The sequence below is a fragment of the Nocardia sp. NPDC004860 genome (assembly GCF_040609015.1).
Classification (GTDB): domain Bacteria; phylum Actinomycetota; class Actinomycetes; order Mycobacteriales; family Mycobacteriaceae; genus Nocardia.
Window position 1 is genome coordinate 334,070 of sequence record NZ_JBEXJI010000006.1, and the last position, 13,892, is coordinate 347,961.

Genomic DNA, 13,892 nt, shown 5'->3' on the forward strand with positions numbered 1-13,892 from the left:
CGGCAGCGTCATCTGCTGGACCCGTTTCACTCGCGGATCATCGCTGCGCGCGGTACTTCGCCCGCTGTTCGGGAGCGAGATGCTCGGTCGCGTAACTCAGTGCGGTACGGCCCATATCCGCCGCGTGTGCGTCCAGAAATCCGGTGAGAATCGCGGAATCCACCCGCTTGCCGATCTCCCGCAGCATCCAGCCCACCGCCTTCTGGATCAGATCGCGGCGATCGGAGAGCAGGCGCTCGCAGAGCTCGAGCGCGGTCGCGGTATCGCCCTGCTTGATGAACGCGAATGTGGTCAGCAAGGCCACCCGCCGCTCCCAGAGCGAAGCCCCCGATGCGAATTCGTCGAGCAGGTCCCGGGGACGTTCGAACAGCCACGGGCCGAGAATGAACTCGGCCGAGGAATCCACCAGATCCCAGTTGTTCACCCGGCCGCGGCGCACGGCGGCCACATACAGATCGACGATCTCCCGTTGGCGCGCCGCATCACCGCCGCGATTGTGTGTCCCGCCCCCGCGTTTGCGTGTCGCCCCGGCCATTTCGCCGTTCAGAATCACCAATCCGGCCAGCCGGTGCTCGTGCACCGGACTGTCGAGCAACCGATCGATCTCCGAAAGCGGCAGGCCGGCAAATTGTTTCACCGCCTTCCGGGTCTGCGGAACCCGGACGCCGATGAATACATCCCCTTCCCCGTACTCACCCGGCCCGGTTTTGAAGAACCGCTGCAGATGCGCCGCGTCGGCCGGATCGGCGAGGGCCGCCAATTCCGCCTGCACCGCCGCCGCCGTCAGAGTTTTCGACGGCACGCCGGTTCCGCTCATCGCGCCTCCTGCGTCCGTGGGCCGGAGAAGTCTGTCGAACGAATCCTAGATCTCTCTCAAGCGGTTTCAGCCGCGGCCTGTAACAGCACCTCGCCGAATTTCCGCATGTGATCCGCTCCGCCGTACCAGGCCGCCACCAATTCCACGGCCGCCGTGCGGGTGCGCCGCGCGACGTCGGCCAGTTCGGCGACGGTGATCTCGCCGGATTCGACCGCCGCCGCGGCCACGTCCAGATCGTGGCTGGCCACCAGCAGCCGCATGATGTGGTGCAGATCGATGGAGGCGTCACCGGTCCGGAACTCGGCGTCGGCCTTGGTCTGGGCCGTGGTCGAATCCGCCTGTGCCACAGCTGGTTCCGGGGCGGCGCGGCGCCGGGACTTGACACTCGCCGGACGCTCGGGCTCGACCGGCGACGCGGGCGCGCTCTCCCGCAGCGAGGCCGCGACGGCCTCCAGGTCTTCCATGCGGGCGGGGGTCTCCGTGCGGGCCGGGCTCTCCAAGCGGGCGGGGCTCTCCAGCCGGGCCGGCGGCTCGGGGTCCGGCGCGTGCCGGCGACCGGTGGGAGCCTCGAGGTCCGCGGGCCGGCTCGCCGCGAATACATCCTCGTGCACACCGGAATGGGCCGCGAACGGCGAGCCATTGACCGCGGGGCGCACGGCGATCGTCTCGTTCTCCGCCACGGGCGCCGCCGCGTAGGGCTCGCTGTCGAGGGCGGCGCTGGTGAACGATCCGCTATCGGACATGGATCGGGCGTAGGGCGACCCGTTGGTGGCGGGTCGTACGGCGAAGGGCTCGCCATTGGTGGCGGGCATCGCGAGCGGTTCGCTGTCGGTGGTGATCCGAGCCGAGAACGGCTCGCCGTCGGCGGCGAGCCGGGCGGCCACCGCCTCCGGGTCCGCGGTGCGCTGCGGCAGATCGGGGGCGATCCGGCGCGGCAGCGCCTCGGGTTCCGGTGTGGCACGCAGGGTTACGGGCGCGGTCGACCACTGCACGGCCTGCTCCTGGCCGTTTCGGCCCGGGCCGGCGTAGCTGCCGGTGTCGATTCCGGTCAGCACCGGGTTCGGCGACGTGCCCGGTGACGGGGTATCGGGATGGGTGAGTCGGTAGCCCGGCTGGCGCGCGGGGCGCGAATCCCCCGGGCCGGTGGTGAAATCGGCATCCATGGCCGACATTCTTACCGGCCCGCGGGAAGGGGTGCGACTCGGGCTCGGACCGGGGCATGAGCGCAGGCACCGCGAAACCGGCTCACGATCAACAGTATTGGGGTGTTGACGCCGCATGGCATTGCGCGGGCGCGGCCACGGGCGGCGTGCCGAGAGCAGCGGGTTCCCGCCGGCTCAACCCAGGTGGGTCATGCCCGCCGCCACCACCTGCGCCACATTCAGAATCTCGTCGGCCGTCGGCAGCGGCACCCCGTCCAGGGCGTGCAACCGATCCGTACTCGCGATGGCCAGCATCGCCGACACCCACGCCGCCGCACACGCCCGCAATGTCCCCGGCTGCACCGGGGCCGGCGCGCTCGCCGCCAGCACCCGTGCCGTCGCGTCCAGCAACTGATCCCGCATGCGGCGCAATTGTTTCCGCACATCCGGGTGGGTATCGGCCTCGCGCCACAAGATCACCCGCAGCACCGAGGAATTGTTCTCGCGCAGATTCAGCGCGGCATCCATATTGACCAGGCTCTTGGCCGGATCACCCGGCACCACCACCGACTCGATATCGTCCAGCGGCTGCGAGGGGACCCGCTCGGCCATGAGCGCCGACAGAATGGCGCCCTTGGTCGGGAAGTAGTAGAAGATCAGGCCCTTGGGCACCCCGGCGTCCTCGGCGATGGACGCCGTGGGAGTCGCGTCGAATCCATGGGCCGCGAAAAGCCTTTCGGCGGCATCCAGGATGAGCTGGCGAGCATCACCGTCGACCTTCTTGCTGCGACGACGCCCCACCCGGCGGGGCACGGGTCCCACCTTGCGCGGCAGTTCAGACTCTGCTGTGCGCGGCGAATCCGATTCCGCCCTGCGTGATGTGGGCACTGCTCGACTTCCTCCTCACGCTTCGACGCGGAGGCGGCCGCCACCGGTCGGCGGACGTAGACGACAAGCATAACGCGCGGACGCGCCGGCCTCGCTGCGTCTCCGCGCTCACGAGGGCTGTGCACCCGTGATCACGGAGAGCCGAGGCCGGCACGCCGCGAATCGGTCAGTGATGCGCCGCTGCGCCGAAGCGGCCCGACACCTCGGGCATCTCCGCCAGCGCGACCACGACCGTCAACGCACCCACGATCCACGCGACCCAGGATGCGCCGCTGTAGGAGTGGAAGTTCATCACCCACGGGGAGATGAACATCAGGACGCCCAGCACGCCGAGCGCGTAGCCGACCATGCCGGTCGCCATTTCCGCGATCTGCGCCAGGCCCGCGAGTGCGACCAGCACGCCGAGCACCACGAGGGTCCACAGTGCGCGGTTGCTGTGCGCCACCCAGATCGGGGACAGCGCGGCGATTGCGCCGAGCACGACCGTCATGGCCTGCTCCGCGCGACTCACGGTGAACATGGAATGCCTCCTTTGAAAGGCCAGGGAATATGTTCTGATCCCGTTGTATTCCTGATTGACCGACCGATCAATAAATGCCCGGATACGATTGGGCCGCATCTCGGGTGTGACGGTCGACACGTCGGCGCGCGACCTTGGGAACCGCTATGGTTGGCGCATGTCGCACTCGGTAGAACACGTTCTAATTGTCGGCGCGGGCCTCGCCGGACTGCGCACGGCCGAAGAGCTGCGACGTGGGGGTTATACCGGCGAACTCACCCTGCTGGGCGACGAGAACCGCGCACCCTACGACCGGCCGCCGCTGTCCAAACAGTACGTGCGCGGCGAAATCGACGACACCGCCCTGCGGCCCGCGGAATTCTTCACCGAGCAGCACATCCGGCTGCGGCTGGGAGTCGCCGCCACCGGCGTCGACACCGCCGCCCGGCGGGTCCGGCTCTCCGACGGCAGCGAAGCCGGATACGACGCCCTCGTGATCGCCACGGGTTTGCGGCCGCGTCGAATCCCGGGCCTGCCCGAGGTCTCCGGCGTCCACGTGCTCCGCTCGCACTCCGACGCCCACGCCCTGCGCGAGCACCTCGGCAGCGCACGCCAGGCCGTCATCGTCGGCGCGGGCTTCATCGGTTGCGAACTGGCCGCCAGCTTCCGGTCCCGCGGCCTCGCGGTGACCATCGTCGAACCCCAGCCCACTCCCCTGTTCGCCGCACTCGGCGAACAGGTCGGCGCGCTGGTGGCACGGCTCCACGAAACCGAGGGCGTCGAACTGCGGTGCGGGATCGGCGTGGAATCGCTTGTCACCGAGGACGACTCCGTACTTGCCACCGAGGGCGACAGGGTCCGCGGCGTGCGGCTGACCGACGGCAGCGTGATCGACGCCGATCTGGTGGTCATCGGCATCGGATCGGTGCCCGTCACCGGCTGGCTCGACGACTCCGGCATCCCGCTGGCCGCGCCCGCCGAGGGTGGCGGCGTCCTCACCGACGACACCGGACGCACCAGCGTCCCGGGCGTCTGGGCGGTCGGCGATGTGGCCGCCTGGCCGCACGCGAGCGGTCGCAACAAGCGCGTCGAACACTGGACCAATGCCGGTGAGCAGGCCCAGCTGCTGGCCGCCGCGCTGCTGGGCGCCGACCGGTCCGCCGAGGTGCAGGTGCCCTACGTGTGGAGCGACCAATACGACATGAAGATCCAGGTGCTCGGCATCCCGGCGCTCGCCGACGAGGTACAGATCGTCGAGGACAAGGGGCGCAAGTTCCTCGCCCACTACCTGCGCGGCGGCGAACTCGTCGCGGTCGTCGGCGCGAGCATGGCCGGCAAGGTCATGAAGGCCCGCGCCCAGCTCGCCGCGACCCTGCGCCCCTCGGCGACGGTCGGCTGAGGCTCTCTCTTCCGCGGTCGGCTGAGCCTCTCCGCCGCGGTCGGCTGAGCCTCTCTACCGCGGTCGGCTGAGCCTCTCTACCGCGGTCGGCTGAGCCTCTCTACCGCGGTCGGCTGCGCCACGCCCGCGCGGTTTTTCGACCCGCGGTTCGCGGCGGAGGCGGTTCCTTCACTACCGTGCAGGGTGTGATCGTCGCGCTCATCGACTCCGGACTGGGGCTGCTCCCCACGGCCGCCTGGTTGCGGAAGCTGCGGCCCGATCTCGACCTGCTGCTGCTCAACGACCCCGACGGCGCGCCGTGGGGGCCCAAACCCGAGCAGTGGGTCATCGACCGGGTACTGGACACCGCACGCCTCGCCCTGGGCGAGGGCGCGGAAGTCATTGTGCTGCCCTGCAATACCGCCAGCGTGCAGGCCCTCGAACACGTCCGCACCATGGTCGGCCCCGGCGTCCCGGTCATCGGCACCGTGCCCGCCATCAAACCCGCCGCGGCGGCCTGCCGGAAGGTGGCGGTCTGGGCGACCGCGGCCACCACCGCCAGCGCCTACCAGGCCGACCTCATCGCCCGCTTCGGCGGCGACGCCGACATCACCGGCGTCGCCTGCCACGGCCTGGCCGACGCCATCGACCGCGGCGACCTCGCCGTCATCGCCGAGGCCATCGCCGACGCCGCCGCCCGCACCCCCGCCGACACCGAGGGCATCGTCCTCGGCTGCACCCACTACCCCCTCGTCCTGGACGACATCCTCACGGCTCTCCCCCCGGGCGTCCGCGTCTTCGACAGCGCCGAAGCCGTCGCCGGCCAAACCCTCCGCCGCATGGACGCCCTCGACCGCCCTACCGCAGGCGCCGGCACCGTCCGCGTCCTGGCCTCCGGCCGTACCGCCCAACTCCCCATGGCCGCAGCCGCTTTCGAATCCGGCCGCCTGCTCGGCGCGACAGCCTCGCAGGCGCAGGTCTGCTGACGGAAGTCGGAAACTGTTGGCCACCAGTGCATATCGCACGGCGGCGCGTCGCCTGGCTTCGGCCTGAAGTGGCCATGGCCGCCGACATCCGCATGCCCTCGACCAGGCCGCCATAGGTACCCGCGGGTCGGTCGCAGGTCACCCGATTCAGCGGGTACGTCCGGATCGCGTGGTGCACCGGGCGAACCGGAGCGCGGAAACGCGAACGGCGCCGCTCCTTTCGGAGCGACGCCGTTCGTCAGCGATTCAGAGAATCACCAGTGATTTCGGAAAATCACTTGATGATCTTGGTGACGCGACCGGCACCGACGGTGCGGCCACCCTCACGGATCGCGAAACGCAGGCCCTCGTCCATGGCGACCGGCTGGATGAGCTTGACGCTCATCTCGGTGTTGTCGCCCGGCATGACCATCTCGGTGCCCTCGGGGAGGGTCACGACGCCGGTCACGTCGGTGGTACGGAAGTAGAACTGCGGGCGGTAGTTGTTGAAGAACGGGGTGTGGCGGCCACCCTCGTCCTTCGACAGGATGTACGCCTGGCCCTCGAACTCGGTGTGCGGGGTGGTGGTGCCCGGCTTCACGACGACCTGACCACGCTCGACGTCGTCACGCTTCAGACCACGAACCAGCAGACCGACGTTGTCGCCCGCCTGGCCCTGGTCCAGCAGCTTGCGGAACATCTCGACACCGGTGATGGTGGTCTTCTGCGACTTCTCGCGGATGCCGACGATCTCGACTTCCTCGTTCACGTTGATCACACCGCGCTCGATACGACCGGTGACGACGGTGCCACGACCGGTGATCGTGAAGACGTCCTCGATCGGCATCAGGAACGGCTTGTCGGTCTCACGGACCGGGTCCGGGATCGACTCGTCGACGGCGTTCATGAGCTCCAGCACGGACTGGGTCCACTTCGGGTCGCCCTCGAGCGCCTTCAGGCCGGAGACGCGCACGACGGGGGCATCCTCGTCGAACTCCTGCGAAGCCAGCAGCTCGCGGACCTCCATCTCGACGAGCTCGAGGATTTCCTCGTCGTCGACCATGTCGGACTTGTTCAGCGCGACCAGGATGTAGGGCACGCCGACCTGGCGGGCGAGCAGCACGTGCTCACGGGTCTGCGGCATCGGGCCGTCGGTGGCGGCCACGACCAGGATCGCGCCGTCCATCTGGGCGGCACCGGTGATCATGTTCTTGATGTAGTCCGCGTGACCGGGGGCGTCGACGTGCGCGTAGTGGCGCTTCTCGGTCTGGTACTCGACGTGGGAGATGTTGATCGTGATACCACGAGCCTTCTCCTCCGGCGCCTTGTCGATCTGGTCGAACGCGAACGCAGCGTTCACGTCCGGGTAGGTGTCAGCCAGCACCTTGGTGATCGCGGCAGTCAGCGTGGTCTTGCCGTGGTCGACGTGACCAATGGTGCCGATGTTGACGTGGGGCTTCGTCCGCTCGAACTTCGCCTTCGCCACTGTTGTCCTCCTGGACTAGTTAGTGCGTTGCTTTTGCAGCAGTGCGGTTTTTTCTTACAGGGGGTCGTTCAGACGACCGATTCGGGACGGATTCTCGCAAACCCGTCCCGCAGCGATTTACTCGCCGGTCGCCTTGGCGATGATCTCCTTCGACACGTTGGCCGGAACCTCCGCGTACGAATCGAACACCATCGAGAAGTTCGCTCGGCCCTGGGTCTTCGACCGCAGGTCACCGATGTAGCCGAACATCTCCGAGAGCGGAACCAGCGCCTTGACGACACGGGCACCACTGCGTTCCTCCATGGCCTGGATCTGGCCACGGCGGGAGTTCAGGTCGCCGATCACTTCGCCCATGTAATCCTCGGGCGTGGTGACCTCGACAGCCATGAGCGGCTCGAGGATCACCGGACCGGCCTTGCGGGCCGCTTCCTTGAGGGCCATCGCGCCGGCGATCTTGAACGCCATTTCCGAGGAGTCGACCTCGTGGTAGGCGCCGTCGAGCAGCGAGACCTTCATGTTGACCAGCGGGAATCCGGCGAGGACACCGTACTGCATGGCGTCCTGAGCACCGGCGTCGACCGACGGGATGTACTCACGCGGAACGCGGCCACCGGTGACCTTGTTCTCGAACTCGTACGTCGCGCCGTCCTCGCCCACGAAGGGCTCCAGGCCGATGATCACGCGGGCGAACTGACCCGAGCCACCGGTCTGCTTCTTGTGGGTGTACTCGAGCTTCTCGACCTTCTTGGTGATGGTCTCGCGGTACGCCACCTGCGGCTTGCCGATGTTGGCCTCGACCTTGAACTCGCGCTTCATGCGGTCCACGTAGATGTCGAGCTGCAGCTCGCCCATACCGCCGATGACGGTCTGGCCGGTCTCCTGGTCCAGCTTCACGTTGAAGGTGGGGTCCTCCTCCGCGAACTTCTGGATCGCGACGCCCAGCTTCTCCTGGTCGGCCTTGGTCTTCGGCTCGATGGCCACCTCGATGACCGGGTCCGGGAAGGTCATGGACTCGAGCACGATCTGGTTCTGCGGATCGCACAGGGTGTCACCCGTGGTGGTGTCCTTCAGGCCGATGACCGCGTAGATGTGGCCGGCCACACCCTCGGAAACCGGGTTTTCTTTGTTGGAGTGCATCTGGAACAGCTTGCCCAGACGCTCCTTCTTGCCCTTGGTCGCGTTGATGACCTGGGCACCGGAGTCGACCCGGCCCGAGTACACGCGGACGTAGGTCAGCTTGCCGAAGAACGGGTGGGTGGCGATCTTGAACGCCAGCGCCGCGAACGGCTCGTCCGAGCTCGGCTTGCGGGTGAGGACCTCGTCCTCCTTGCCCGGCACGTGACCGTGCACGGACTCGACGTCCAGCGGGGACGGCAGGTAGTCGATGACGGCGTCGAGCATGGGCTGCACGCCCTTGTTCTTGAACGCCGAACCGCAGAGCACCGGGTAGAGCTCCGAGTTCACGGTCATCTTGCGGATGGCGCCCTTGATCTCCTCGACCGAGAGCTCCTCGCCGCCGAAGAACTTCTCCAGCAGGGCCTCATCGGACTCGGCGACGGTCTCGAGCAGCTCCTGGCGGTACTGCTCGGCGCGGTCCTTCAGATCGGCCGGGATCTCGACGACCTCGTACTGCTCACCGAGCTTGGTCTCGCCCCGCCAGACCTTGGCATTGTTCTCGACCAGGTCGACGATGCCCTCGAAGGTGTCCTCGGCGCCGATCGGCAGCTGGATGACCAGCGGCTTCGCACCCAGGCGGTCCTTGATGGTCTGGACGGTGAAGTAGAAGTCGGCGCCCAGCTTGTCCATCTTGTTGACGAAGCAGATGCGCGGGACGTCGTACTTGTCGGCCTGGCGCCACACCTGCTCGGACTGCGGCTCGACGCCTTCCTTGCCATCGAACACCGCGACGGCGCCGTCGAGAACGCGCAGCGAGCGCTCGACCTCGACCGTGAAGTCCACGTGGCCGGGGGTGTCGATGATGTTGATCTGGTTGTCTTTCCAGAAACAGGTCGTCGCGGCCGACGTGATGGTGATGCCGCGTTCCTGCTCCTGCGCCATCCAGTCCATGGTGGCGGCGCCGTCGTGCACCTCACCGATCTTGTAGGTGATACCGGTGTAGAAGAGGATGCGTTCGGTAGTCGTCGTCTTACCGGCATCGATGTGGGCCATGATGCCGATGTTGCGGACCTTGTGCAGGTCGGTGAGCACGTCCTGTGCCACGGAAATCTTCCCCGCTCGTAGCTAGTTGGGATTCAACGGGATAGGCCTCGAGTTCTCCGAAGCCCTCGGTGTCAACGTCGGGCGCGACGCGTGGGTGCCTCGCTTGGAACAGCTCAGCTGTCGCGCCCGACATGTGACTCGTCTCCCGGCACTTCCGAACGGAGGGCCGGGCCACAGGTCACCAGCGGTAGTGCGCGAAGGCCCGGTTGGACTCGGCCATCTTGTGGGTGTCCTCGCGACGCTTCACCGAAGCGCCCAGGCCGTTGCTGGCGTCCAGCAGCTCGTTGGCCAGACGCTCGATCATGGTCTTCTCGCGACGAGCGCGGGAGTAGTTGACCAGCCAGCGCAGCGCCAGGGTGTTGGCGCGGCCGGGACGAACCTCGACCGGCACCTGGTAGGTGGCGCCACCGACGCGGCGGGGCTTCACCTCGAGGGCGGGCTTGACGTTGTCGAGCGCGCGCTTGAGGGTGACGACCGGGTCGGTGCCGGTCTTCTCACGAGCCTGCTCGAGGGCGCCGTAGACGATGCGCTCGGCGGTGGACTTCTTGCCGTCCAGCAGGATCTTGTTGACCAGCTGCGTCACCAGGGGCGAGCCGTAGACCGGGTCGTTGATCAGGGGACGCTTGGGAGCGGGACCCTTGCGCGGCATTAGCTCTTCTCCTTCTTGGCGCCGTAGCGGCTGCGGGCCTGCTTGCGGTTCTTGACACCCTGGGTGTCGAGCGAGCCGCGGATGATCTTGTAGCGCACACCCGGGAGGTCCTTCACACGACCGCCGCGGACGAGCACCATCGAGTGCTCCTGCAGGTTGTGGCCCTCACCGGGGATGTACGCCGTGACCTCGACCGCGCTGGTCAGGCGAACACGCGCGACCTTACGCAGCGCGGAGTTCGGCTTCTTCGGGGTCGTGGTGTACACGCGGGTGCACACGCCACGACGCTGCGGGCTCCCCTTGAGGGCCGCAGTCTTGGTCTTGGCGACCTTGTCGCGGCGACCCTTGCGGACCAGCTGGTTGATGGTTGGCATAGACCGGCTTTCCTTTTAGTAACCAGGTGTCTGGAACTTCATGTCTTTGTCATTCGAGCTTTCCGCCCTGTTCTCATGGCATTTCGTCTCCACGAGGTCGGGCGTGTCGTGCACAGTTCAGAGGCCTTTTTCAAGGCATGCTGAAACGGTCAGCCGCTCTCGCTGGCCTACGTACTGCACATCAACTTGCCCGCATGCTCCGGGCACAGCGGTCCACGATACTCGTCGGCTCTTTCGGGGGCAAAAGAGGGTCCCCCCACCGGGGCTGGTAGAGCCGTTATCGAGCCAGGTTCAACGTCAACTCGACCAGCTTGCGCGCCGCATCGCAGGGGTCCGCATGCTGAGATCCGCTGCGATAGTTGACCCACCAGCCGACGATGCCGGTATCCGCGGCCGGCGCGCTCACGCCGCAGGAGTCCGGATCGTTCGGGCGGCGGGTTTCCACCGAGCGGCGGCCCTGGACGGTTATGTCGTTGGTCACATACTTGAGGCGGTCGTTGTTCTGCTTCTCGTTGTTGAGCGAGCCCAGCTCGTACCAGCTGAGAGTGACCATGCCGCTGCCGGCGGTGCCGCCGGTGAGGTTCCACATGCAGACCGCGCCATTGAAGGACGGCTCCACATACATGTTGTCGCCCACCGATTTCGCGATGTCGTCCTGGGCGACCACCTGGCATTCGCGCAGCAGCTTGTCGAAATTGGTGTTGATGCGCGAGGTTCCGCCGGTACCGGTGCCGGTGGTGCCGCCCGCGGGCAGCGCGCTGCCGGGGACGGTCTTGCCGCAGCCGCCCAGCGCGGCGGTCAGGGCCAGCACCGAGAGTGCTATCGCGCCGCGCACCCGCCTGGATCGACCTGACATTCCGGTCCCCCTCATCCGAGCCGCTGCACGGTCAGTTCGGCCATCTTGCGGGTGCGGTCACACGGGTTGCCGAGGTTGCCGCTGCTGAATACGCCGTAGGAGATGGACCATTCGAAGAAGTCGTCGTCCAGCTGCACCGCGAGATCGCAGACGGCGTTGCTGGGGTCGAGAGCCTGGAAGCCCTTCTTCCCGCCCACCTCGATGGTGTCCGGGGTGCGGCCCACGCTGGCCACCCACGCCTTCTCGCGATCGATGGGGCTGCCGCGGTAGGAGGCGAAAGTGACGCTGGAGGAACTGATTCCGCCGGCCTGCCAGTTGCAGCCGGTCGAGTTCTTGAAGACGGTGGTGAGAGTGCCGAGCCCACCCAGGTCGCGTACCTCGTCGTCGGTGAGGTGGCCGCATTCCCCGACGAATGGGCCCAGCGCCGCCACCTTCTGCGGCGGTTTGAACCCCGGCTCGTCGCCGGAATCGCTCTTCCCCCCACACGCCGACACCAGCAGCGCGAGGCTCAACCCCGTGACAACCGCGGACGCCATTCGCATGGACCCGACTCTACTGTGCGCAGCCAGGAGCAGCCGTTGCGCAGACAGCGAAACCCCATGGTTCGCGGCGCGTCTCGTTCTGGACCGAGCGGAGCGGAGGAGCGCAGGGAGGGAAGAACGAGACCTCCAGCGCCGCGAACCCGCCCGGAGCGAAGCGGAGGGGCAATCGGGCACAGTTCAGAGGTTTCCGCGTGCCTCTTGTTCACGTTCTATTGCCTGGAAGAGCGCCTTGAAGTTGCCCTTGCCGAAGCCGAGGGAGCCGTGGCGTTCGATCAGCTCGAAGAAGACGGTGGGCCGGTCGGTGAGGGGCTTGCAGAAGATCTGCAGCAGGTAGCCGTCCTCGTCACGGTCGACCAGGATGCCGCGGCGCTGCAGTTCGGCGACCGGGACGCGGACATGGCCGATGCGGGCGCGCAGTTCCGGGTCCTCGTAGTAGCTGTCGGGGGTGTCGAGGAATTCGATGCCCTCCCGGCGCAGCACGTCGACGGCGGCGAGGATGTCGCCGGTCGCCAGCGCGATGTGCTGGACGCCGGGTCCGCGGTAGAACTCGAGGTACTCGTCGATCTGCGAGCGCTTGCGGCTGGGGGCGGGTTCGTTGAGCGGGAACTTGACCCGATGGTTGCCGTTGGCCACCACCTTGCTCATCAGGGCGGAGTACTCGGTGGCGATGTCGTCGCCGACGAATTCGGCCATGTTCTCGAAACCCATGACGCGCCGGTAGAACTCGACCCAGTCGTCCATGCGCCCGAGTTCCACGTTGCCGACCACGTGGTCGATGGCCTGGAAGATGCGCCGGGGTTGCCCGGCCCGTGGGGCGTAGGCGGAGCGGCGCGGGGTGTAGCCGGGCAGGTAGGGGCCGTAGTAGCGGGAGCGGTCGACGAGGGTGTGCCGGGTGTCGCCGTAGGTGCCGATGGAGGCGGTGCGGACGGTGCCGTAGTCGTCGGTCTCGTCGTGCGGTTCGACCAGCACGGTGGCGCCCTGGGCGCGGGCGCGGCGGATGCAGCGGTCCACGTCCGGGACCTCGAGCGCGATGTCCACCACCCCGTCCCCGTGCAGATCGTGGTGTGCGACAAGCGGACTGGCCGGATCCACCGCGCCCTTGACGACGAATCGGGCGCCGCCGCTGCGCAGCACGAACGCCTTGTGGTCACGATTGCCGGTTTCGGGACCCGAGTAGGCCTCCAGCCGCATGCCGAAGGCTGACTGGAGGTAGTGCGCGGTCTGGGTGGCATTGCCGACCACCCAGACGAGGGCGTCCCAGCCCAGTACGGGGAACGGGTCCGCGGCGGCATCGTGGTCCACCAGGCCGACGAGGCGGCGGAGTTCGTCGTCGCCGGGCAGGTCGCCGGATCGGGCCCGAGCGAATCCGGGGCGGGCGTGGGCGCTGCCGTGGGGTCCTGCGTCGATGCTCATGTGCCCAGGAAAGGCCCAGCGGCGCGACTAGGCAATATCGCCGAATTCCACTGGACACTCTGGTGAATTGCACCACCATCTGCCGCCGGGTGCTGGACAATTTGAATAGCAGCGAACTCACGAGCGGAGGTTCCGCCATGTCCCGCACGCCCGCCCGGCTGGATGAGCTGGATCTGGCCATCCTCACCGCCATGCACGAGTACCAGAAGGCGGGCATTCTGGAACTCTCCCGCCGCACCCGGGTCGCCCGCGCCACCGTGCAGTCGCGCATCGCGCGCATGGAGGAGGCGGGGGTGATCTCCTCCTACGATCCGCAGATCGATGTCACCGCGGCCGGTTTCGATGTGCAGGCGTTCGTGACGCTGGAGATCGCGCAGGGCGCGCTGGAAGCGGTCGCCACCGACCTCGACGCCATCCCCGGGGTGCTGGAGGCCTACGCCACCACCGGTACCGGGGATGTGCTGTGCCGGATCGGCGCGGATTCGCACGCCGGATTGCAGGCCGTCCTGCTGAGCATCGACCGGACCAGCTCGGTGGTGCGGTCGCACAGCGTGGTGGTGTTGTCCACCGTCGTCCCGCAGCGCACCCTGCCGCTGCTGCGCACGCTCACCCCGTCCGGGTCGAGCAAGGCGCCGGCGTACCGCGCCGCGCACTGAGAATCCG

The 13,892-nt window shown here is 67.6% G+C and carries 14 protein-coding genes; 3 read left to right on the forward strand and 11 right to left on the reverse strand.

The annotated features are described in order from the left end of the window. Positions 1 to 37: 37 nt before the first annotated feature. The 4 genes from ABZV44_RS15770 to ABZV44_RS15785 all read right to left on the reverse strand — a co-directional run bounded on the left by ABZV44_RS15770 (position 38) and on the right by ABZV44_RS15785 (position 3,367). Positions 38 to 817 carry a DNA alkylation repair protein gene (locus ABZV44_RS15770; RefSeq protein WP_354836472.1) on the reverse strand — a complete coding sequence of 260 codons (780 nt, stop codon included), beginning with the start codon at positions 815 to 817 and terminating at the stop codon, positions 38 to 40. A gap of 56 nt (positions 818 to 873) precedes the next feature. Next, entirely contained in the window at positions 874 to 1,980 is a 1,107-nt protein-coding gene (locus tag ABZV44_RS15775) for a hypothetical protein (RefSeq protein WP_354836474.1), read from the reverse strand. 174 nt (positions 1,981 to 2,154) lie between these two features. After that, a complete protein-coding gene (locus ABZV44_RS15780; protein WP_354836476.1) occupies positions 2,155 to 2,772 on the reverse strand; it encodes a helix-turn-helix domain-containing protein in 618 nt (205 codons plus the stop codon). Between the two features lie 241 nt (positions 2,773 to 3,013). Continuing rightward, the gene (locus ABZV44_RS15785) at positions 3,014 to 3,367 is read right to left on the reverse strand and encodes an SPW repeat protein (RefSeq protein WP_354836478.1); all 354 of its coding nucleotides are present in this window, start codon (positions 3,365 to 3,367) and stop codon (positions 3,014 to 3,016) included. A 157-nt stretch (positions 3,368 to 3,524) separates the two neighbouring features. On the opposite strand from ABZV44_RS15785, the gene ABZV44_RS15790 reads away from it, so the two are divergent. Continuing rightward, positions 3,525 to 4,745: an FAD/NAD(P)-binding oxidoreductase gene (locus ABZV44_RS15790; protein ID WP_354836480.1), complete on the forward strand. Its 1,221-nt coding sequence runs from the start codon at positions 3,525 to 3,527 to the stop codon at positions 4,743 to 4,745. Positions 4,746 to 4,930: 185 nt separating this feature from the next. Beyond that, positions 4,931 to 5,710: an aspartate/glutamate racemase family protein gene (locus ABZV44_RS15795; RefSeq protein WP_354836482.1), complete on the forward strand. Its 780-nt coding sequence runs from the start codon at positions 4,931 to 4,933 to the stop codon at positions 5,708 to 5,710. Between the two features lie 274 nt (positions 5,711 to 5,984). Here ABZV44_RS15795 and tuf read toward each other — a convergent pair whose 3' ends face one another. The 7 genes from tuf to hppD all read right to left on the reverse strand — a co-directional run bounded on the left by tuf (position 5,985) and on the right by hppD (position 13,229). After that, positions 5,985 to 7,175: an elongation factor Tu gene (tuf, locus tag ABZV44_RS15800; RefSeq protein ID WP_354836484.1), complete on the reverse strand. Its 1,191-nt coding sequence runs from the start codon at positions 7,173 to 7,175 to the stop codon at positions 5,985 to 5,987. Positions 7,176 to 7,292: 117 nt separating this feature from the next. Continuing rightward, on the reverse strand, positions 7,293 to 9,395 hold the full coding sequence (gene fusA / locus ABZV44_RS15805; RefSeq protein WP_354836486.1) for an elongation factor G: 2,103 nt from the start codon (positions 9,393 to 9,395) through the stop codon (positions 7,293 to 7,295). A 178-nt stretch (positions 9,396 to 9,573) separates the two neighbouring features. Next, the gene (gene rpsG, locus ABZV44_RS15810; RefSeq protein WP_030517120.1) at positions 9,574 to 10,044 is read right to left on the reverse strand and encodes a 30S ribosomal protein S7; all 471 of its coding nucleotides are present in this window, start codon (positions 10,042 to 10,044) and stop codon (positions 9,574 to 9,576) included. After that, a complete protein-coding gene (gene rpsL, locus ABZV44_RS15815) occupies positions 10,044 to 10,418 on the reverse strand; it encodes a 30S ribosomal protein S12 (RefSeq protein ID WP_014353064.1) in 375 nt (124 codons plus the stop codon). The genes rpsG and rpsL overlap by 1 nt, the downstream gene beginning before the upstream one ends. A 277-nt stretch (positions 10,419 to 10,695) precedes the next feature. Next, positions 10,696 to 11,274, reverse strand: a complete 579-nt coding sequence (locus tag ABZV44_RS15820; RefSeq protein ID WP_354836489.1) for a DUF3558 domain-containing protein — start codon at positions 11,272 to 11,274, stop codon at positions 10,696 to 10,698. 11 nt (positions 11,275 to 11,285) lie between these two features. Further along, positions 11,286 to 11,816, reverse strand: a complete 531-nt coding sequence (locus ABZV44_RS15825) for a DUF3558 domain-containing protein (RefSeq protein WP_354836491.1) — start codon at positions 11,814 to 11,816, stop codon at positions 11,286 to 11,288. Between the two features lie 177 nt (positions 11,817 to 11,993). Continuing rightward, positions 11,994 to 13,229 carry a 4-hydroxyphenylpyruvate dioxygenase gene (hppD, locus tag ABZV44_RS15830; protein WP_354836493.1) on the reverse strand — a complete coding sequence of 412 codons (1,236 nt, stop codon included), beginning with the start codon at positions 13,227 to 13,229 and terminating at the stop codon, positions 11,994 to 11,996. Between the two features lie 137 nt (positions 13,230 to 13,366). On the opposite strand from hppD, the gene ABZV44_RS15835 reads away from it, so the two are divergent. Next, positions 13,367 to 13,885: an Lrp/AsnC ligand binding domain-containing protein gene (locus ABZV44_RS15835; RefSeq protein WP_354836495.1), complete on the forward strand. Its 519-nt coding sequence runs from the start codon at positions 13,367 to 13,369 to the stop codon at positions 13,883 to 13,885. The last annotated feature ends 7 nt before the right edge of the window (positions 13,886 to 13,892 follow it).

Excerpts from the sequence above, each read along its gene's own strand:
- ABZV44_RS15770 (WP_354836472.1), bottom strand. The coding sequence starts at position 817 with ATGAGCGGAACCGGCGTGCCGTCGAAAACTCTGACGGCGGCGGCGGTG.
- ABZV44_RS15775 (WP_354836474.1), bottom strand. The coding sequence starts at position 1,980 with ATGGATGCCGATTTCACCACCGGCCCGGGGGATTCGCGCCCCGCGCGC.
- ABZV44_RS15785 (WP_354836478.1), bottom strand. The coding sequence starts at position 3,367 with ATGTTCACCGTGAGTCGCGCGGAGCAGGCCATGACGGTCGTGCTCGGC.
- ABZV44_RS15790 (WP_354836480.1), top strand. The coding sequence starts at position 3,525 with ATGTCGCACTCGGTAGAACACGTTCTAATTGTCGGCGCGGGCCTCGCC.
- rpsG (WP_030517120.1), bottom strand. The coding sequence starts at position 10,044 with ATGCCGCGCAAGGGTCCCGCTCCCAAGCGTCCCCTGATCAACGACCCG.
- rpsL (WP_014353064.1), bottom strand. The coding sequence starts at position 10,418 with ATGCCAACCATCAACCAGCTGGTCCGCAAGGGTCGCCGCGACAAGGTC.
- ABZV44_RS15820 (WP_354836489.1), bottom strand. The coding sequence starts at position 11,274 with ATGTCAGGTCGATCCAGGCGGGTGCGCGGCGCGATAGCACTCTCGGTG.
- ABZV44_RS15825 (WP_354836491.1), bottom strand. The coding sequence starts at position 11,816 with ATGCGAATGGCGTCCGCGGTTGTCACGGGGTTGAGCCTCGCGCTGCTG.
- hppD (WP_354836493.1), bottom strand. The coding sequence starts at position 13,229 with ATGAGCATCGACGCAGGACCCCACGGCAGCGCCCACGCCCGCCCCGGA.
- ABZV44_RS15835 (WP_354836495.1), top strand. The coding sequence starts at position 13,367 with ATGTCCCGCACGCCCGCCCGGCTGGATGAGCTGGATCTGGCCATCCTC.